21 protein-coding genes are annotated in these 17,776 nt (G+C 42.4%); 11 read left to right on the top strand and 10 right to left on the bottom strand.

Annotation, left to right across the window (positions count from 1 at the left end; genetic code table 11):
• The first annotated feature begins 43 nt into the window (after nt 1-43).
• The 8 genes from KKOR_RS07985 to arfB all read left to right on the top strand — a co-directional run bounded on the left by KKOR_RS07985 (nt 44) and on the right by arfB (nt 5,654).
• Nucleotides 44-733, top strand: a complete 690-nt coding sequence (locus KKOR_RS07985) for a DUF502 domain-containing protein (protein WP_015780611.1) — start codon at nt 44-46, stop codon at nt 731-733.
• A gap of 6 nt (nt 734-739) precedes the next feature.
• Nucleotides 740-1,735: a serine/threonine protein kinase gene (locus KKOR_RS07980; RefSeq protein ID WP_015780610.1), complete on the top strand. Its 996-nt coding sequence runs from the start codon at nt 740-742 to the stop codon at nt 1,733-1,735.
• Nucleotides 1,736-1,811: 76 nt separating this feature from the next.
• The gene (locus KKOR_RS07975; protein ID WP_015780609.1) at nt 1,812-2,321 is read left to right on the top strand and encodes a C40 family peptidase; all 510 of its coding nucleotides are present in this window, start codon (nt 1,812-1,814) and stop codon (nt 2,319-2,321) included.
• Nucleotides 2,322-2,374: 53 nt separating this feature from the next.
• Nucleotides 2,375-2,668, top strand: coding sequence for a GIY-YIG nuclease family protein (locus tag KKOR_RS07970; RefSeq protein ID WP_015780608.1), 294 nt, complete (start codon nt 2,375-2,377; stop codon nt 2,666-2,668).
• 24 nt (nt 2,669-2,692) lie between these two features.
• A complete protein-coding gene (locus tag KKOR_RS07965; RefSeq protein ID WP_015780607.1) occupies nt 2,693-3,373 on the top strand; it encodes a M48 family metallopeptidase in 681 nt (226 codons plus the stop codon).
• Between the two features lie 33 nt (nt 3,374-3,406).
• Nucleotides 3,407-3,958: a hypothetical protein gene (locus KKOR_RS07960; RefSeq protein WP_015780606.1), complete on the top strand. Its 552-nt coding sequence runs from the start codon at nt 3,407-3,409 to the stop codon at nt 3,956-3,958.
• Between the two features lie 313 nt (nt 3,959-4,271).
• Complete coding sequence (trhO, locus tag KKOR_RS07955) at nt 4,272-5,234, top strand: oxygen-dependent tRNA uridine(34) hydroxylase TrhO (RefSeq protein ID WP_041296186.1); 963 nt, start codon at nt 4,272-4,274, stop codon at nt 5,232-5,234.
• Nucleotides 5,235-5,237: 3 nt separating this feature from the next.
• A complete protein-coding gene (gene arfB, locus KKOR_RS07950) occupies nt 5,238-5,654 on the top strand; it encodes an alternative ribosome rescue aminoacyl-tRNA hydrolase ArfB (protein WP_015780604.1) in 417 nt (138 codons plus the stop codon).
• Here arfB and KKOR_RS07945 read toward each other — a convergent pair.
• Nucleotides 5,651-6,688: a 3-deoxy-7-phosphoheptulonate synthase gene (locus KKOR_RS07945; protein ID WP_041296185.1), complete on the bottom strand. Its 1,038-nt coding sequence runs from the start codon at nt 6,686-6,688 to the stop codon at nt 5,651-5,653. The genes arfB and KKOR_RS07945 overlap by 4 nt on opposite strands.
• A 20-nt stretch (nt 6,689-6,708) precedes the next feature.
• Nucleotides 6,709-7,905 (bottom strand): prephenate dehydratase, encoded by a 1,197-nt coding sequence (pheA, locus tag KKOR_RS07940; protein WP_015780602.1) that lies wholly within the window; start codon nt 7,903-7,905, stop codon nt 6,709-6,711.
• A gap of 711 nt (nt 7,906-8,616) precedes the next feature.
• Here pheA and KKOR_RS07935 point away from each other — a divergent pair.
• Nucleotides 8,617-8,796, top strand: coding sequence for a PspC domain-containing protein (locus KKOR_RS07935; protein WP_015780601.1), 180 nt, complete (start codon nt 8,617-8,619; stop codon nt 8,794-8,796).
• A gap of 84 nt (nt 8,797-8,880) precedes the next feature.
• Here the strand turns inward: KKOR_RS07935 and ggt are convergent, their stop codons facing one another.
• Nucleotides 8,881-10,563, bottom strand: a complete 1,683-nt coding sequence (gene ggt, locus KKOR_RS07930) for a gamma-glutamyltransferase (RefSeq protein ID WP_222831912.1) — start codon at nt 10,561-10,563, stop codon at nt 8,881-8,883.
• A 164-nt stretch (nt 10,564-10,727) separates the two neighbouring features.
• Between ggt and KKOR_RS07925 the strand changes: the two genes are divergently transcribed.
• Complete coding sequence (locus KKOR_RS07925; RefSeq protein WP_015780599.1) at nt 10,728-11,201, top strand: peroxiredoxin; 474 nt, start codon at nt 10,728-10,730, stop codon at nt 11,199-11,201.
• Nucleotides 11,202-11,256: 55 nt separating this feature from the next.
• Here KKOR_RS07925 and KKOR_RS07920 read toward each other — a convergent pair whose 3' ends face one another.
• The 7 genes from KKOR_RS07920 to KKOR_RS07890 all read right to left on the bottom strand — a co-directional run bounded on the left by KKOR_RS07920 (nt 11,257) and on the right by KKOR_RS07890 (nt 16,218).
• The gene (locus KKOR_RS07920; protein WP_015780598.1) at nt 11,257-11,913 is read right to left on the bottom strand and encodes an MlaC/ttg2D family ABC transporter substrate-binding protein; all 657 of its coding nucleotides are present in this window, start codon (nt 11,911-11,913) and stop codon (nt 11,257-11,259) included.
• 214 nt (nt 11,914-12,127) lie between these two features.
• Complete coding sequence (locus tag KKOR_RS07915) at nt 12,128-12,454, bottom strand: TusE/DsrC/DsvC family sulfur relay protein (protein ID WP_015780597.1); 327 nt, start codon at nt 12,452-12,454, stop codon at nt 12,128-12,130.
• A gap of 9 nt (nt 12,455-12,463) precedes the next feature.
• Nucleotides 12,464-12,739 carry a sulfurtransferase complex subunit TusB gene (gene tusB / locus KKOR_RS07910; RefSeq protein WP_015780596.1) on the bottom strand — a complete coding sequence of 92 codons (276 nt, stop codon included), beginning with the start codon at nt 12,737-12,739 and terminating at the stop codon, nt 12,464-12,466.
• A 10-nt stretch (nt 12,740-12,749) separates the two neighbouring features.
• Nucleotides 12,750-13,118 (bottom strand): sulfurtransferase complex subunit TusC, encoded by a 369-nt coding sequence (gene tusC / locus KKOR_RS07905; RefSeq protein WP_015780595.1) that lies wholly within the window; start codon nt 13,116-13,118, stop codon nt 12,750-12,752.
• Between the two features lie 3 nt (nt 13,119-13,121).
• The gene (gene tusD / locus KKOR_RS07900; protein WP_015780594.1) at nt 13,122-13,514 is read right to left on the bottom strand and encodes a sulfurtransferase complex subunit TusD; all 393 of its coding nucleotides are present in this window, start codon (nt 13,512-13,514) and stop codon (nt 13,122-13,124) included.
• 172 nt (nt 13,515-13,686) lie between these two features.
• On the bottom strand, nt 13,687-15,420 hold the full coding sequence (locus KKOR_RS07895) for a dipeptidyl-peptidase 3 family protein (protein ID WP_015780593.1): 1,734 nt from the start codon (nt 15,418-15,420) through the stop codon (nt 13,687-13,689).
• Between the two features lie 36 nt (nt 15,421-15,456).
• The gene (locus tag KKOR_RS07890) at nt 15,457-16,218 is read right to left on the bottom strand and encodes an FAD-binding oxidoreductase (RefSeq protein WP_228638550.1); all 762 of its coding nucleotides are present in this window, start codon (nt 16,216-16,218) and stop codon (nt 15,457-15,459) included.
• Nucleotides 16,219-16,409: 191 nt separating this feature from the next.
• Here KKOR_RS07890 and KKOR_RS07885 point away from each other — a divergent pair, with 191 nt between their 5' ends.
• Complete coding sequence (locus KKOR_RS07885) at nt 16,410-17,648, top strand: choice-of-anchor H family protein (protein WP_015780591.1); 1,239 nt, start codon at nt 16,410-16,412, stop codon at nt 17,646-17,648.
• Nucleotides 17,649-17,776: the final 128 nt, after the last annotated feature.

The raw sequence follows: 17,776 nt of genomic DNA, 5'->3' as shown, positions 1-17,776 counted from the left end.
TGCTATTGTTTCGGCATGTTTTCTTGAACGGAATAATGAATAAATGAAAATTGGCGGTATGAAAGATATTAGTGGGATTTTCCTACAGGGACTGATTGCGATTCTGCCTATTTTGCTAACCATTGCCTTGATTGGTTGGTTGTTAAGTACGCTTGAAACCTATCTGCGCGAGATTTTGTTGCTGGTCATTTCTGAAGATGCTTATTGGCCTGGGTTAGGATTGATTTTAGGTCTGCTGCTGATTTTTGGTTTAGGACTGCTGATTAGGTTTTATTTGGGGCAGTTGATTCTGTCAGGCCTTAATAAGCTGATGGAACGAATTCCTTTTGTTAACACCATCTATAATGCTTTTAATGACATTATGCGTTTCCTGTCACCCGATAAAGAAGAAGACTTGAAGCAGGCAGTCTTATGCGAAGTGAGTGAGGGTGTTGAGGTTATTGGGTTTATTACAGCCAGCGATGTGAGTTTAGGCGAGCGTGATGAATTGGTAGCAGTCTATGTACCCATGAGCTATCAGATTGGTGGCTTTACATTTTTCATGCCGAAGTCGAAGTGTAAAGATCTGGATATGTCGCCTAGCGATGCCATGAAAAAAGTACTGACCGCATCAATGGGAACGGATAAATCTGTCGTCACTCCTGATAAAGCCGAAGTTAAAGAAGATGAAGGAGATGCTAAGGAAGACTCCAAGAGCGACTCTAAGAAAGATAAGAACGACGATGAAGGTTAACTTTTCATGAGCGAGCAGTCGCAAGCACATCCTTTTAATAAGCTGACTCCAGACTTCATCCTAGATGCGATTGAAGCCTTGGGGTTTTATAGCGATGGTCGAATACTAACTCTTAACAGTTATGAAAATCGAGTCTATCAAATTGGCATTGAAGAACAGCAACCGATTATTGCTAAGTTTTATCGTCCAGAGCGATGGACGCAAGAGCAAATACTAGAAGAACATGAGTTTACCACTGAGCTGGCAGAATCTGAGTTGCCGGTTGTAGCACCACTGTCGCTGCACAGTAAAACTCTGTTTGAGTATGACGGTTTTTATTACGCGCTGTATCCGCGCAAAGGTGGTCATGCCCCCGAGCTGGACGACCTGGACAGCCTATTTACATTGGGTCGATTCATTGGTCGTATTCATGCCTTAGGTGAAATCAAACCCTATCAATTCCGCCCAAGCTTAACTGTCGAGACTTTTGGTCAACAGAGCTTTGAGTATCTGATGGAACATGCTGTACCTCGTGAGTATCATTTGCCGTATCGAACCTTGGCTGAAGATATTTTGAAGGAAGTGGGCAAGCAGTGGCAGGCAGTAGGCGAGCTTGATTATATTAGGACTCATGGCGATTGCCATATTGGTAATATATTATGGCGTGATGATAACCCTCATTTTGTGGATTTCGATGATTCGCGGATGGCGCCTGCGGTGCAAGACTTGTGGATGTTATTGTCCGGCGAGCGTCCGCAAAAGCTGTCGCAGATAGCAGAAATAATTGAGGGTTATGAAGAGTTTCAAAAGTTTCCGGTAAAGCAACTAAAATTAATCGAACCCTTACGAACTCTGCGTATGTTTTATCACAGCGCCTGGCTGGCAAAGCGCTGGAGCGATCCTGCATTTCAACAGGCTTTTCCCTGGTTTGATTCGATTCGTTATTGGGAGGAGCAGATTTTAGATCTTCGGAGTCAATTTGCCGAGCTACAAGAGCCTGCTTTAGAATTGTTAAATGTGTAGTAAGAATTAACTGTGGGGCATAATGACTGTGCGCTGGTTTAGGGTAAGTTCAGATTTCATCTGCTAGGGTAGGACAATGAACAAAAAATTATCATTATTCATTCTTATCGTGGTATCGAGCTTATGGCTTGCTGCCTGCTCTAGCACGCCTGAACGAACGATTAGCGATTCTAGCCGGCAGTCTACTCAGAGCCGTTATGAAGCAACTTCTGACAAAGGCGAAAATATCGCTTTAATGGCACAATCCATGTTGGGGAAACGCTACCGTTATGGCGGCTCAACACCAAAGCAGGGTTTTGATTGCAGTGGCCTAGTGTATTTTACCCATACTCAGGTCGGCGACTATGTTCCAAGGACATCACGTGACCAGTTGTACGCATCCCGTGAAGTAAGAATTGAAGAGTTACAACCGGGCGACTTATTGTTTTACCGTATCAATGGCAAACCGTCCCATGTGGGCATTTATATCGGCAATAAGCAGTTTGTACATGCGCCATCGAGCGGTAAAACGGTTTCCGTAACCACCATGGACAATCCTTATTTTAAACCACGCTTGATCCGTGCTGGCCGCCTCTATAAAGAATAAGTAAAGATTTTGTCGTGAGTCAAGTAAGAGCAAAGTAAGAGTAAATCAATTTAATGAACTGGCATTTATATATCTTACGTTGTGGTGACGATACCTTGTATACGGGTATCACCAATGATCTGCATCGTCGTTTTGAAGAACATCAGTCGAATGGGCCGAAATGCGCCAAGTATTTGCGTGGCCGACAACCATTGACGATGATTTTTCACACTGAGTTTGAGAGTAAATCAGAAGCGCTAAAAGCAGAGATTAAAGTCAAGCGATTGACCAGAGAGCAAAAAAAATTACTCGCTTCAGGTAAGCTGGTGATCAACGAAATCCCCCCGAAAAGTAAACTAAAACTATAAGCCATAGGTCATAAACCATAACCAATGCAGCACCAACCCTTTAAGCTAACCATCACGCGCAGCAAGCGCAAAACCTTGGTCATTTATGTTCGTGATGATGGCGTCGAAGTGCGTGCGCCACTAAAAGCGCCGCAAAACTGGATCGATGAATTTGTCGAACTGAAAAGCCCCTGGATTCTTAAAAAACTCAAACTTCAGAAGCAAAAGAATAGTGAGCGCTTAAAGTTAGAAGAGGGCGAACCTATTTTGTTTTGTGGTAAAGAATATCGACTAAGCCTCTCGCTTGGTAAAAATCAGGTCAATGTCGATAGCGAAAATCTTTATATTCAGGTGCGCCAACTGGAAGAAGACTATATAAAAAAGCAATTTCAACAATGGTTACTACAGCAAGCTAAAAAAGACTTCGAACCCAGAGTCTGGCAAATCGCTTCAGTGATGGAAGTGGAGAGCAAAGTTAACGCTGTCCGTTTTCGTAAAACCAAAACCAAGTGGGGACATTGCACCGCAAAAGGCGTGTTGCAATTTAATCCGCTTTTAATGATGGCTCCAGTCCCCGTACAAGACTATTTAATCATCCACGAACTCTGCCATCTACAATATATGAATCATTCCAATCACTTCTGGCGACTGGTTGAAGCCAACTGCCCCGACTATCGAGAGTCAGAACAGTGGCTTAAAGAGCACGGGCACAAGGTCTGGTGTTGAAATCATGAGTGCTATATCAAATTCGGAGACAGTGTGAAAAGCATATTATTAGCTTTATTGTTAGTATCGTTAAGTACTGTAGATGCTAAAACCAAAAATTATGAATACTATTCGTTAAGCTCGGCAAAGGTTAGTTTGTCTGTTTCTGACTCAAAGTCTGTTCAACTTGTTGAGTACGGGACTGCTGATGTTACTGATGTAGATGTTTGCACAAATGAGCAGTTTAGCGTGTGCTTAATTATGTACCACTCTGTGATTACAATCCCTCATGATTTATTTGAACAATTTAACTCTGCTTCATATTGTGAAGATATCTCTTGGCAATATGGTATTTATACTTTTAGAGTGGAGCTTTCAGATAGGCATGGAATACATTCTTGTGATGACAATGTTGAACAATTAGAAGTAGCAGTTTTAGGTAAGAGCATAAACGTATTACGTGTTAGTGTTTTTGGTAATGAAGATAATTTCATATCAAGTTTTTTATTTTCAGAACTTAAAGGGTTAATTGCTTTTTCTGACTTCTCGAGAAGTGAATATTGGCTATCTTCTCATTGTGGTTATGGTGCATCAGAAGAGTGCTAAAGGACAAATCAGAAAATGTAGTCTTGAAGGCGCGAAGTATCCCTGAGGAAAGGGGTATTGGTTGCTTTGATCTTAAAATTATCACATTATTTCGAGAAATACAGTTATGTGATTTGTTTAAAAAACAACCACAAACCCTACACAAATACCTCAATAACCGTTACAATCGCGGCTGAATTTTGCACTGGTTTTACGTTCCAGCGAGCGAGAGGTAACAATGAGTCAAACCAAATCTGTATCAGCAGAATCATCTGCTGTGTCTACATCATCTTCTATTTATAACGCAACGACGCACCCGATTGTGGTCTGCGCCATGTATAAGTTTGTCACCCTTGAGGATTTCGAAGCTATCCGTCAACCGTTGCTGGATGTGATGCTGGATAATGATATCAAAGGCACCTTGCTGTTAGCGAAAGAGGGCATTAACGGTACTGTGGCGGGAACTCGCAAGGCAATTGATACTCTCCTGGCCTGGTTCAAACACGATGAGCGTTTGGCCGATATTGACTACAAAGAGTCTTATGACGAAGCGATGCCATTTTATCGCACCAAGGTTAAGCTAAAGAAAGAAATCGTCACCATGGGTGTTGAAGGAATTGATCCTAAACGCGTGGTTGGCACTTATGTTAAGCCAGAAGATTGGAATGCTTTGATTTCTGACCCTGAGGTGGTGCTGGTGGATACTCGTAATGATTACGAAGTTCAAATCGGTACTTTTAAAGGCGCTCTCAATCCTAATACAGAAACCTTTCGTGAGTTTCCTGAATACGTTAAGCAAAACCTTGACCCGAATAAACATAAAAAAGTCGCCATGTTCTGTACTGGCGGTATTCGCTGTGAAAAATCCACTGCCTATTTAAAAGAGCAGGGCTTTGAAAGTGTCTTCCATTTGGAAGGTGGTATTCTTAAGTACTTAGAAGAAGTACCTAAAGATGAAACCCTATGGGAAGGGGAGTGTTTTGTATTCGATAATCGTGTTGCTGTCGATCATGATCTGAAGAAAGGCCAGTATGATCAGTGCCATGCCTGCCGTATGCCGATTACGGCAGAAGAAATGCAACATGAAAAATATGAGAAAGGCGTCAGTTGCCCTCATTGCTATGACCAGCAAACGCCTGAGCAGCGTCAGCGTTACGCAGAGCGCGAACGCCAGGTTCAACTGGCCAAAGCGCGCGGTGAAGAGCACATTGGCTCAGAGGTACTGACAGCCATTGCCAAACGCCGCCAACAAAAGAAGCGTGTCAGAGAAATGCAGAAACAAAAGGCTAAGCGCTAAGTTATGCCATTGGTTATTTCCAACAATGTTGTTCTTGCGGATTCTGAAATTGATTTAACGGCTATCCGTGCGCAGGGTGCGGGTGGTCAAAACGTCAACAAAGTCGCCAGTGCGATTCATTTGCGCTTTGATATTAACGCTTCCTCATTGCCTGAGTTTTATAAAACCGAACTGTTAGCGCTCAATGACAACCGTATTACCCAAGACGGGGTGGTGGTCATTAAAGCGCAGAAACATCGTACTCAGGAGCGTAATCGTGATGATGCTTTGTCACGTTTGCGTATTCTGATTCAGTCAGTTGCCAAGCCCAAGAAAAAGCGGATTAAAACTAAGCCATCCAAAGCGGCAAAAAAACGACGTCTTGATAAAAAAACACAACACGGACAAAAGAAATCAATGCGCAAGAAACCGCAAATTTAACTCAAGCTATTAAAAGTATCTTTTAACAATTTCTCTGTTACATCCCAGCTAATGCAGCTATCCGTAATCGACTGTCCGTAGGTTAAATTCGCGCCCAGCGATTGATTACCTTGTTTTAAATGACTCTCCAGCATGAGGCCTTTAATATGATGATTACCGGTTGTGATCTGTTTAACCACATCCTGCATAACCTTTGGTTGATTGTTGAAATCTTTATTTGAGTTGCCGTGACTGCAATCAATAATGACTGCTGTGTTCAGTTTTTTTTGCTGTAATTTATCAACACACTTAGCCACACTTTGTTGATCATAGTTTGGCTTAGCTCCACCACGTAGAATGATATGGCAGTCAGGATTTCCTCGGGTATGAAGCAGGGCGCTTTGACCACTATTATCAATGCCAATAAAACTGTGTGGGGAAGATGCGGCCAGAATGGCATTGACGGCTGAATCAAGCGAACCGTCAGTACTGTTTTTAAAGCCTACTGGCATGGATAAGCCTGAGGCCATTTCACGATGGGTTTGCGACTCTGTGGTACGCGCGCCAATGGCCGACCAGCTGATGAGATCGGAAATGTATTGCGGAGTGATGGGATCGAGTGCTTCTGTGGCAACAGGAAGCCCTAATTCCGCTAACCAGAGCAATAAAGAGCGAGCCTTGCGCAGACCTAAGTTGATATTGTTGCTACCATCTAGTTCAGGGTCATTGATTAACCCTTTCCAACCGACATTGGTTCTAGGTTTTTCGAAATACACTCGCATGATGATGAAAAGCTTATCGCTAAATTCCTGGTGGAGTCGATACAGACGTGTTGCGTATTCTTTTGCACTGTCAATGTCATGAATAGAGCAAGGACCACTAATCACCATTAGCCTTTTGTCTTCGCCGTTTAAAATATTCTGAATAATTGAACGACTATTTACGACCGTACTTTTGGCCTGTCCCGAAAGAGGCAGTTGGTGTTTGAGTTGCTGTGGTGGAGTAAGTAAATCTAGCCGTTCAATATTAGCGTTCTCAACTTTAGCGGATTTGATTTGAATGGGGTTTGCAGAATTCATTGGTCTTGCTCCGAGTGTTCAATAATGGATGTATCGAGTTTGGTTGCGACAACGTCATGTTTTGCGTAACAACCTAAACACTCAAGTTTGTGGGCTACTTTCTCAAGTTCGTCTAAGGCATTTAATACGTTGCTATCTGAAGCATTACCCTCCAGGTCAATGTAGAACCGCTCATGCCAAGGTTGGGTTGGGATTGGCCTCGATTCCAGTTTGCTCATATTGATCCGATGATTTTTCAGGATCTGCAGGCAATCGAGCAGGGCGCCGGGTTGTTGTCCAGTTTCCAAAGCTAAAGTGGTTTTGGCGGGTATCACCGATGGAACAGTTATAGCTTGCTTAGCAATTAGTAAGAACCGTGTATAGTTTTCCTGGTAGTTATTGATGGCATATGACAAAACTTTCAGTCCCGATTGTTCGGCTGCTTGTTCGCTGGCAATGGCGCCAATGCTTGGGTTCTGGTATTCGGCTACCAGTTTGATCGCCGAGCTGGAACTGCTGCGAAAATGACTTTGAATATGTGGGTGATCAAGGAAGAATTTTTTGCATTGAGCGATGGCTTGAGGATGTGAATAGACATCTTTCAATGTTTCGAGAGAAGCTTGCTCAGTGCCTACGAGGCAATGACGGACTTTTAGTTTTTCTTCACCGACTATTTTAAGGTGATGCTCTGTAAGCAGGTCGTAGATTTCGGTAATGTTTCCTGAGGTGGTGTTTTCGATTGGCACGATACCCAGATCCACAGACCCATTGTCCACTTCCTTGAATATTTGCATGAAGGAGTGGCAATGCACAGTTTCAAGTCTTTGCTTTTTGGTGGAGAAATGATTTTTTAACGCAATGTGGCTGTAGGATTCAGGCTCTCCCAAAACTGCAACCTTTACTGTATGTAATCCTTGTCCCTTTTCTTGTTCTAAAAAGAAGTCATACTGACTGCGTACCGAGTCTTCAATAATGCTGTGAAACAGGGTTAGGGTAGTGTTCGGTGCGATTCCAAACTCTAGTCCTTTATCGACCAGTTGGGTAAGCAGTTTCTTTTCTCTTCCTTCATCCCGTATTTGTCCACTGTTGTCGAATTTATAGGCTGCAACTTGCAGGCTTAGTTGGCGCCTCTGTGCAAATATACTAAGTAGCTCTGAATCAAGACTGCTTATCGCCTTGCGAAGTTGTTTTAGATCGACTTCTGGTTTGTTCATATCTCATGCTCTTTTTACATTGTTGTGGGCAAAAAAAAACCTCCCAAGAGGGAGGTTTTTCAGCTGTTCTATGTGTTTTACTTTTAGTTACGCGAACAAGGCTCCTCCGAAAATTTCAGAGTAAAGAAATAAAAGTAAAACTGTTGGGTGTGTATGTTCATGCTTCAATCCTATGAAGCAGCTGCCATCCTGTCAACTGAATTATTATAGCCACTGTGTATTTATGCCCAATAGTTATAAGTCAGGATTTAATTGCAATGCTGTATCTAGATAAATCTTAGAATTTGCTCTAGAATGCCATTCGTTCGCTTTCCACTACTGATTGTAGTCTTAGCTTTTTAACTATAATGGATATTCTGAAGTTATTGAGCGGTAGATTGTAACTGTTAACAAATTTAACGGTTGGGAATAATGTGCGGTAAGTGGTTTAAATTCTCGCTTAAACCAACTCAAATTCACTTACCGCTTATCTACCACGGCAAGCAATTAGAATTTAGCTGAAGGAAAGCTTACAGAAGACCTTTCTTAACTTGTTACGTAAGGTTCTACCCCAGAGCCGCTATATGACTGTATGACTGAGCAGTCTGTAGCGGCTCGTCTTTTATGTTGTTAACTTCTTGAACTATCACAAAGATTTACAAACTGCTGGTTGGTCAACAGCTAAGCTGTTGCTATGCTAATCTTAAAAGTTAATAAGGAAAGGGGAAATGTATGGCACAACTAAAGCGTAGCAAAGATCGTATGATAGCGGGTGTCTGTGGTGGTTTAGCCAAGTGGTTGGGCTGGAAGCCTAATCCGACACGTCTAGTCTATGTATTACTAAGTATTTTCACCGCCTTTGCGGGCGTCTTGGTCTATTTGATTTTATGGATTGTATTGCCTGAAGAGTAGTTAGTGATAGATGATATAGAAAAAGCTCTGCCAGACTGTTACAAGCAATCTGGCAGAGCTTTTGTTAGCTCTTACTGAAACACTTTAATATCCAGCCGCGTGACCATCCTTGCGAGACTCTGAAGCGCCATAATAAACACCTTCTTCCTCATCCCACATAATGGCCTGGTAACCACCAAAGCCACCATTACCGAAGCGAACATCATGTCCACGTTGTTGCAGGTCGCGTAATACTTCTTGTGGTACACCTGATTCAAACTCAATGTAGCCACCATTTTTCAGATAGGCTGCCTGGCTTTCAGTTGGCTCTGTTGAGCCTAAGTGTTGCCAACGTGTGGCATCACCAGCTTCTTGCAGGCTCATGCCATAATCCACCATGTTTATTAGGATCTGGACATGGCCTTGTGGCTGCATAGCGCCGCCCATAACGCCATAGCTCATGAATGGCTTTCCGTTTTTGGTGATAAAGGCTGGAATAATGGTGTGGAAAGGACGCTTGCCAGGTTCATAGACATTGGCATGTTCTGGATCCATGGAGAATAATTGGCCGCGATCCTGGAATACAAAGCCAAGGCCTGGTGTGACCACGCCGGAGCCCATGCCGCGATAGTTACTTTGAATTAGAGACACCATGTTGCCGTCTTTATCGGCGGTTGTTAAATAAATGGTATCGCCTTCTTCTAGCCCTGGGTTACCTGCTTGTACCGTGCGTGCTGCACGATCACCAATCAGTTTGGCGCGTTGTTTGCCGTATTTTTCTGAAATCAGTTCATCAATGGGCTGTTTACTAAAGTCCGTATCTACATAGAATTTAGCTCGATCTTCGAAAGCCAGTTTCTTAGCTTCAACAAGCGTGTGTAAAGACTCGGTGGTGTTAAAGCCCATGGCTTTTAGGTCGAAGTTTTTGAGAATTTGCAGCATTTGCAATGCAGCAATGCCTTGGCCATTTGGCGGCAGTTCCCACAAAGTGTACCCCTTATAGTCAACGCCTAGTGGCTCAACCCAGTCTGAAGTGTGTTTTGCAAAATCTTCATATCGCAGGTAGCCACCATTTTCCTTCATGAAAGTATCGATCTTGCGCGCGATTTCACCTTTGTAGAAAGCATCACGACCTTTTGCAGCAAGAGTGCGGTAAGTATTCGCCAGATCCGGATTCTTGAAGATTTGGCCTTTGCGCGGTGCTTTGCCTTCGATAGTGAAAGTTTCAGCGAAAGCACCAGGCTGTGGGCTTAGGCGGGGCACGCTCAGGTCCCAGTAATAAGCAATCAGTTCAGTAACTGGGAAGCCATTCTCAGCATAGCTGATGGCTGGAGCCAAAACTTGCTTCATTGGTAATTTGCCGAATTTACCGTGTAGCTCAAACCAACCATCAACTGTGCCGGGTACTGATATAGGCAACATGCCGTAGGGTGGAAGATCCTGGCGATTTAATTTATCGAGTTCGGTTTTTAGCTCGTTATAAGACAAGCCAAGAGGAGAGCGTCCAGAAGCATTAAGACCATGTAGTTTCTTGTCTTTTGCGCTCCAGACAATGGCGTATAGGTCGCCACCAATACCGTTACCAGTGGGCTCCATTAAGCCAAGAGCGGCGTTGGCTGCGATGGCTGCATCAATTGCATTGCCACCTTTCTTCATGACATCCAGAGCAATTTGGGTTGCTAGCGGATGACTGGTCGCCGCCATGCCATTTTGTGCAATGACTTCGGAGCGTGTAGCAAATTCTTTACCAGTAACTCTGTCGGCAGCTTGCAGGCATGTTGTAAGCATTGTGGCTGATAAGCCTAATGATAATGTGAACAGAGCGAGGTTTCTGAATGATAGTTTCATGAATTTTCTCCTGTGGTGTACAGGTACTCTAATAAACTTTGCCCTATAAATAAATATAGCGTTAAGATAATAGTTCAAATAACAGAGAAATATAGAGGAAAACTATGATTGGAATAGGTGACGCGTTACCCAATGTAACCCTGAAAGTGATGGGCAAAGATGGCCCGCAGGATATCTCAACGGACGATATTTTCTCAGGCAAGAAGGTGGTTTTATTTGCAGTGCCAGGTGCTTTCACGCCGACCTGTAGTGCAGCACACTTGCCTGGTTTCGTGGTGCAAGCAGATGATATCAAGTCTAAAGGCGTTGATACTATTGCATGTATGTCTGTTAACGACGTGTTTGTGATGGATGCCTGGGGCAAGGCGCAAAATGCTGATGAGATCATGATGCTCGCGGACGGAAACGCTGATTTTACGGAAGCAATGGGTATCGAGATGGATGCTACAGGTTTCGGTATGGGCGTACGCAGTAAACGTTTTGCCATGATTGTTGACGATGGTGTAGTAAAAGCGCTGGAAGTTGATGAGAAAGGCTTTGAAAAAAGTTCTGCGGAAAACATTCTAAGCAAACTCTAGTTTGCTTATTACAAAAAAGGCCAGCTTGGAGGCTGGCCTTTTTTATGAGAGTTGATTATGTTTTTTCGTTTGGATTCTCGTCACTGATTTCGCTGGCATTTTTAGCTTTTTTGTTCTCTTCAGCAAGTTCCTGCAAAGTTGCTTCAATACCAATTTGTGCAATTCTTTCACGATATTGAGTGGCATAACTTTTAGCCATGCTGACACCTTCGATAATAACGTCAGTCACCAACCATTTATCATCAGCACCAAGTTTTAAGCGATAATCAATCAGGATTGGTTCGCCTTCTTGAGGGATGATGACTGAGCGTACATTGGCAGTGTTACCACTGGTTGAATATTGAGTGTCTTCATAAGTAATTGGCTGACCATCATAATTGGCTAAGCCTTTAGCATAGCTGTTTAATAATAAGCTGATAAACTGCTCAATGAAGGTTTGACGTTGTGCTTCAGTCGATTCTGTCCAGTATTCCCGACCTAAGATACGCTTCGCCATATACTCTGTATCTACCTCAGGTAATAAATAGGTCTCAATAAGACCTTTTGCGTATTCTGCATCAGCCTTGATTTTATCCTTATTTTCAAGAATCTCAGCACTGATTTGTTGTGTTACTTGCTCTAAGTGGACTTTTGGATCAACTTTTGCGCTAGCTGCAAAACTCAATCCAAATATTACTATCACTGCAAGTACTTGATTAACAATGCGTTTCATAGGTTCACCTTAACCATTAATGTCGGGTTGTTATTCTTAGACGCAATTTACGTCACAATTTGCCATTCATTGAATGTCGCCATTTTACTCTTGCTTGCTATCCTAAACAATTAAACTTAACGCAAGCTTAATGTGTAATTTGTAACACCTTATATATTTCTGTAAAAGTTGTAATTCAGCATAAAAATCAGCTGGATTGCTTGATCTATTGAAGTTAGACGCAGCGTGCTGGTTTCGGTAACCCAGCAATTTTTGTTGCTTGCTTGGCCGGGCCCTCAGGAAAAAGCAGATGCAAGTAGATACTGGTGCCTTTTTCGGGTGACCACTCTTTGGCCAGATACTTAACTAAAGGGCGAATGGAGGGACTGGTATTAAACTCTTCATAAAATTTACGCACATACCAGACAACCTGCCAATGGTCTTCGGTTAATTCAATAGCTTCTTCGCTAGCTATGGCGTTAGCAACATCCTCATTCCAAAAGCTTGAGTCGGTTAAATAGCCTTGTTTGTCGCGAGGTAAGCCTGCCAGTAAATCGTTCATGCATACTCCCTATAGCCAAGAAACAGACTTGTCGTATTGCAGTGTTAGTTCCACGAACTGTGGGTAATCAACTAAAGTCCATTGTTCTGCTCCAGCCTTATCCTTTAAACCACGAGCAATTAAATCTTCAACTAACACATAAAGAGTCTGATGGTTAACTTGAACGCTGTTATAGGTTGCCACTACAACAGCATCCTCAATCAGCAAAATACCATCATGCTCGCTGATAAAAGGTAATGCCTGATTGAGCTTTTGTGGTTGGTTAATGATATACAAACTTTTCATGAGCAAACCTTTAAAGCGTTAAAACAAAATCGCTGTTCGCGAGAAGGATTTGTGCATGGCTGGAACTAATCGTTTTTAACTCGTCAATCTCTACTAGTTCCTGCACATTTAAATTAAACTTTTGTAGTGCATCTTCTTCTACCAAAATATCTTCAATGCCATAAAGAGGCAGCGCCTTAAATGTTGCAGAATGGTTCTTGATATTAAGAATATCCGGTTCTTGTCCCTTTAATAATTGATAGACACCTTGCTCAACGAATAGTGCTGTTATTGGCATATCAAAAGCTGCCGCCATCAAAGCAATGTCTAATAATTCACGGCCTGCTTGCGAGCCGTAGGGTGCCTTGTTAAATACTATGCAAATGGATTTGTTCATCATGATTTATCCAAATGTGACTAAGCGGTCGCTGTTAAGCATCGCTTCGGTGAGTTGGCCAAGACCGCTAATTTCAAAGGCAGGGTCAAGGTTGTTGCCAGTCAAAGCATTTCGCTCTGCTTCAGCAACGTTCACAATGCCACGCTTGTTGGCTGCAGTAACACAAGCTATCAATTCAATATCCTTTTCTATAGCAAGCTTCGCCCAAGCCTTAGTTAAATTAATTTCATCTGCAGGTGGGGCATGTAAGCGACTGGCTACTAATACTCCATCAGCATAGAAAAATACACGCATTAGCTCATGACCTTGCTCAAGCAAAGTTTTAGCAAATTGAATAGCACTCAGCTGTCCCTGAGAAGAGTAGGGGCTAGCGGTTACTAGTAGTGAGTAAGTTGCCATAGGGTTGTTATAGCTTAGTTAGTGAGAAATAAGAATGCGATGGGATGCATTTTAGCAGAGAGCATTGTTTAGTCCTAGCACAGGTTAGGAACTTAAGTGACAAGGTAAATATCAAAAAGACGTCCGTAGACGCCTTTTCTTTGATATAGAATATTTGTTAACAGTTGGTTCTTTAGTCGATACCTAATACTTCCTTTCCCTGATTGAAAGTTACATCGACTGGTATTTGCTTTTCTTCTAGAAGTTTTAAGTCGCTTGCAAGCTGATCATCGATAATACCTTGTTCTTCTAACAGTTTTTGTGCTCCTTCATAATCACCATCGCCTTGGATGGTTAGGATTTTATTTGAAAGCGCGTCGATTGCTACTGTCATCCTGTCAAAGTTCACACTGTAATACCCTGTTTCTGGATCACGGCTGAAGGCACCAGCTTCCTTAAAGAAGTTGAAGCGAACCATGTTTGCGCGTCCATGAGCGCTGGAAGCGCCAAAGCGAACCGAGCGGAATATGCCAGCAAGGAAGGTGACGTAGTTGTCCATTAGCTCTCCATCTTTAATTTCACCTTTCTCGTAAAGCTTACTAACCATGTAGAGCCCTAAGATATCCGCTTTGCCTTCTTCTAAGGCTGATGCTGTATCTTTAAGCGCTGCTCGAACGGTATTCGAACCATCGATAGTATTTTTGATGCCAAGGCCATGCGCAACTTCATGGAACATGGTGTTAGCAAAAAATGCATCAAAAGTAATATGCTTGCGCTGTTCCGGGGTGATAAGTTGCTCAGAAATAGGAACCAGGATTTTATCGAACTTGGCCTGCATTGCATTTTTGAGTTGCAGGCGACGGGTTCCTTTCGCTAGCTGAACCTGCTCGTCGTTGGGTAAGTTAATTGCAATCGTTTTTGAGCCAGCGTTGCTATCGCCTGCATAATAAACCACATCATAAGCATTCAGATCGCTGTCAGTTCCAGGCATTTCTTGTTTGTACTTTTCATCGACGGGCAGTCCTTTCTGCAACTCTGGTAGGAAGGCAGCGAAGCGAGACAAGCGTTCGCTCCATGCTAAATCTTTGATTAATACATATGCTGAAAAAGCAGTTTTATAGCCAAACAGCTGATCTTCGTAGTTTTCAATAGGGCCTATGACAACTTCTACAGGATTGGTTTTCATATCCATCCAGGCAAAATCCGAAGGTTGATAGTTGTCGGTTAATAAAGCATCAGCACGAAGTTCAAGGTATTTCTTAAAGCCTTCATTTTCAGCAAGTAATGCAGCACCTTTTAACAAACGACTGGCTTCTTCAAGTTGATCTTTAAAAGCAACCGAGTAAGGAACGAGCTTTAATTTACCATTTTCATCGCGACGAACCAGGGAGTATAGACCATCTTTATCTTTCTGCTCCCAAGCTTCGAACTGAGCAACAGTCATATCGGCAGGGTAGAACTGTGCTCCTTTGTTTTTAACGTCATAACCTTCAATAAAAGGTTTGTTGCCATCCAAGCGATCCCATGGACCATAGTTAATGATGGCAAACTGTTTGGCTTTAGGGTCTTCAATTTTGGCTAATAGAGCTTCTTTATCACCGTATGCTTGTTTCCAGAACAGGTTGTCCATAATTTTGCCAGCATCGATCAGCAAGCTGATCATTTTCTTTTGGTTAGCTGATAAATGTGACAAATCACTGGTTAACGTAAAAGGTGCATAAATATCAAAACGGCTATACTCGACACTTTCTTTAATTATATCCTGATCAGAGCCTCGAGTTTGGCCTTCGCTAGTCACTTCAGCTACTTGTTCATTGGACTCTGGTGTTACAACTGTTTCCGATTCGTTGCTGCAAGCACCAAGCGCTAATGCGATGGCAAAAGATAAGGTGCACACTGTTTTTTTCAAATATAAGGTCTTGTTCATAATAGTGTCCTGATTCTAATAGTTTTAATTTATAGATTAGTATTTACTAAATACGTATTTTTCACGTTTGACTTGTTTTACCCCAAATTCTTTGTCTTTTAAAAGATTAAAGACATCGTCAACCATGTTTGGATTGCCACACAAATAAACCAGATCGGTTTCTGGGCTGGGATCAAAACTTTCTAACTTATGTTGAACATAGCCTTTTGAGCAACCTTCTGACAAGGGATCCTGTTTACTTAAGCAACGATGAAAGAATATATTATCTTGCTCAGCTGCACGTTTAAAATCATCCAGGTAAAACATATCTTCTTCATATTGAGCACCAAACAGAATATGGAACTCTGTGTCTGGATAATCGTTGAGCTGATTGAGCATACAGCGGTAGGGCGCAACGCCAGTACCTGTACCGATTAAAAACACACGTTTGGGTAACTCTTCGGGTAGATATAAGAGTCCAAATGGGCCGGTGATATCAATCTCTAGACCGGGTCTGGCATTAAAAAAGAACTCAGTTGCTTTGCCTCCCTCCACATAAGCGACCACGATTTCAAGGTGCTGGGTGTTTTCAGGGTTCTGTTCGAGGTTGGCAATGGAATAGCTTCGTTTTAAAGGTTTGTCGCCTTCGTGGGGCAAGATAAAAGACACAAACTGACCTGGAACATAGGTAAAGTGCTGAGGCTCCACAAACTTGAATACAAGTTTATGGACTTTAGGTGTTATTTGTTGGTTTTCGGTTAATTCAACACGAAAAGTGGGTAATGGCATACGACTCTCAATCTTCAATTTTGCACTCATTATAGGTTATAGGCTTGAAATTTTCACACGCTAAAGCGTGCATTTATTAGCAAGTTCCTAGTTTTTTAATTCAGGAAGGATTCAGTTGCTGATTGCTTTAATAAGGCCATAGATGAGTAATCACATCGTTTTTCTGCCTCTTTTAGCGAGCTTCAAGCAGTGAAAAAGGCGTTGGGTACTAGGAGTCCATTATGAAAATAGCAAAAACATTACTGCCACTTGGGGTGACTTTGTCCTACATTTTGTTTGCAGGGCAGGCTTTAGCCAATGAACCTCAGGTTCGCATTGCTACCAAGTCAGCCACCACCAGCGTGGTAGAGAGTAAAAGTGAAACCTCCAGTAGTGTAAGTAAGGTTGCCGAAGAGGCCGTAGATGTTAATCGTACATCTTCTTATTCATCAAAGCAGGTGACCACAAACTTAAAGGCGGAGTTACAGCTTGAATTAGACAAGACACCTGAAAAAATTCGTAGCGTTATGCGCGCTCAAAAGAGCGAGCTTCCTGAAGCATCTGAAAAAAGCTCAAGTTCGAGCCTGAACCACTTATATTTTTATGATGCCTCGGTTTATCTTTATGAGGATTATGATGCTGATGGTTATTACACCAAGCTAAGCGTAAACTTTGATGTTGATGCTTATTATGACGAGCATTATGACGTTTATGCTGAATTATTTATTCGTAAAAATGGTGAAAGCGAGTGGACGCACTATTACACAACCGATGTATTTAGCATTTATGGGGACAATTCTTCTGATGACTATACGGTGACCACTAAGCTTAACAGCGGTTTCCCTCCGGGTCGTTATGAGGTATTGATTGACTTGTTTGAGTATGGTTACTCAGGTGTGGTTGATACTATTTCTGAATATGATGACCCTGATCTTGGCTGGTTGCCACTGGAGGATAAAACATATGAGTCAGGTAATGTATCAAGTGATACTTGGGTGAGCACCGTTAAAACTGAAATCTGGACGGACAATGATAATGATGGTTTTTACCGTGACTTTACCATCAGTTTCGATGTTGACACTGAGCAAAGTTCAAGAGATGTCTATGCGGTGTTATACCAAAGAAGACCAGGCTACAGCTGGGAGTATGAGACTGAAACTGCTGTATTTACTGTGGTCGGTGCCAATGCTGATGATGTGATTGCTGTAGATGCGGAGTGGCAGTCTGGCTACCCGACTGATTACTATGACTTCCGTATCGAACTGATTGATGCCAATACGGGCGAAATATTAGACGATGTATCTAGCGAGTTTTCGCCACTTCTTGAAGTGCCATTAGAAGATGCAGAGCGTGATATGCAAAGTACAGTGGTAAATCCACCTCCATCATCAACCAGTTATGGCTCTGGCGGTGGTAGTTGGAGTCTTTTAGGACTGTCTTTACTCGGCTTATTGGGTTGGGCTCGTAGAAAGCAAAGTTAACAGATTTATTTAATACACCTATAAAAAAACAGCTGCCAGTCAGCTGTTTTTTTATATCTGAAACTTGAAAGTATGCCTTCTTGTAGTCTATATGCGCTTGTAATATCCTGTTACAAGTTTTGCCACCA

Origin of the sequence: Kangiella koreensis DSM 16069 (genome assembly GCF_000024085.1) — a bacterium.
Taxonomy (GTDB): Bacteria; Pseudomonadota; Gammaproteobacteria; order Enterobacterales; family Kangiellaceae; genus Kangiella; species Kangiella koreensis.
Note: the sequence above shows the minus strand (reverse complement) of the source record. Positions and strands in the feature narration are given on the sequence as shown.

Coding starts and splice junctions, on each gene's coding strand:
- KKOR_RS07985 (WP_015780611.1), top strand. CDS start 44: ATGAAAATTGGCGGTATGAAAGATATTAGTGGGATTTTCCTACAGGGA.
- KKOR_RS07980 (WP_015780610.1), top strand. CDS start 740: ATGAGCGAGCAGTCGCAAGCACATCCTTTTAATAAGCTGACTCCAGAC.
- KKOR_RS07975 (WP_015780609.1), top strand. CDS start 1,812: ATGAACAAAAAATTATCATTATTCATTCTTATCGTGGTATCGAGCTTA.
- KKOR_RS07970 (WP_015780608.1), top strand. CDS start 2,375: ATGAACTGGCATTTATATATCTTACGTTGTGGTGACGATACCTTGTAT.
- KKOR_RS07965 (WP_015780607.1), top strand. CDS start 2,693: ATGCAGCACCAACCCTTTAAGCTAACCATCACGCGCAGCAAGCGCAAA.
- trhO (WP_041296186.1), top strand. CDS start 4,272: ATGTATAAGTTTGTCACCCTTGAGGATTTCGAAGCTATCCGTCAACCG.
- arfB (WP_015780604.1), top strand. CDS start 5,238: ATGCCATTGGTTATTTCCAACAATGTTGTTCTTGCGGATTCTGAAATT.
- pheA (WP_015780602.1), bottom strand. CDS start 7,905: ATGAACAAACCAGAAGTCGATCTAAAACAACTTCGCAAGGCGATAAGC.
- KKOR_RS07935 (WP_015780601.1), top strand. CDS start 8,617: ATGGCACAACTAAAGCGTAGCAAAGATCGTATGATAGCGGGTGTCTGT.
- ggt (WP_222831912.1), bottom strand. CDS start 10,563: ATGCTTACAACATGCCTGCAAGCTGCCGACAGAGTTACTGGTAAAGAA.
- KKOR_RS07925 (WP_015780599.1), top strand. CDS start 10,728: ATGATTGGAATAGGTGACGCGTTACCCAATGTAACCCTGAAAGTGATG.
- KKOR_RS07920 (WP_015780598.1), bottom strand. CDS start 11,913: ATGAAACGCATTGTTAATCAAGTACTTGCAGTGATAGTAATATTTGGA.
- KKOR_RS07915 (WP_015780597.1), bottom strand. CDS start 12,454: ATGAACGATTTACTGGCAGGCTTACCTCGCGACAAACAAGGCTATTTA.
- tusB (WP_015780596.1), bottom strand. CDS start 12,739: ATGAAAAGTTTGTATATCATTAACCAACCACAAAAGCTCAATCAGGCA.
- tusC (WP_015780595.1), bottom strand. CDS start 13,118: ATGATGAACAAATCCATTTGCATAGTATTTAACAAGGCACCCTACGGC.
- tusD (WP_015780594.1), bottom strand. CDS start 13,514: ATGGCAACTTACTCACTACTAGTAACCGCTAGCCCCTACTCTTCTCAG.
- KKOR_RS07895 (WP_015780593.1), bottom strand. CDS start 15,420: ATGAACAAGACCTTATATTTGAAAAAAACAGTGTGCACCTTATCTTTT.
- KKOR_RS07890 (WP_228638550.1), bottom strand. CDS start 16,218: ATGAGTGCAAAATTGAAGATTGAGAGTCGTATGCCATTACCCACTTTT.
- KKOR_RS07885 (WP_015780591.1), top strand. CDS start 16,410: ATGAAAATAGCAAAAACATTACTGCCACTTGGGGTGACTTTGTCCTAC.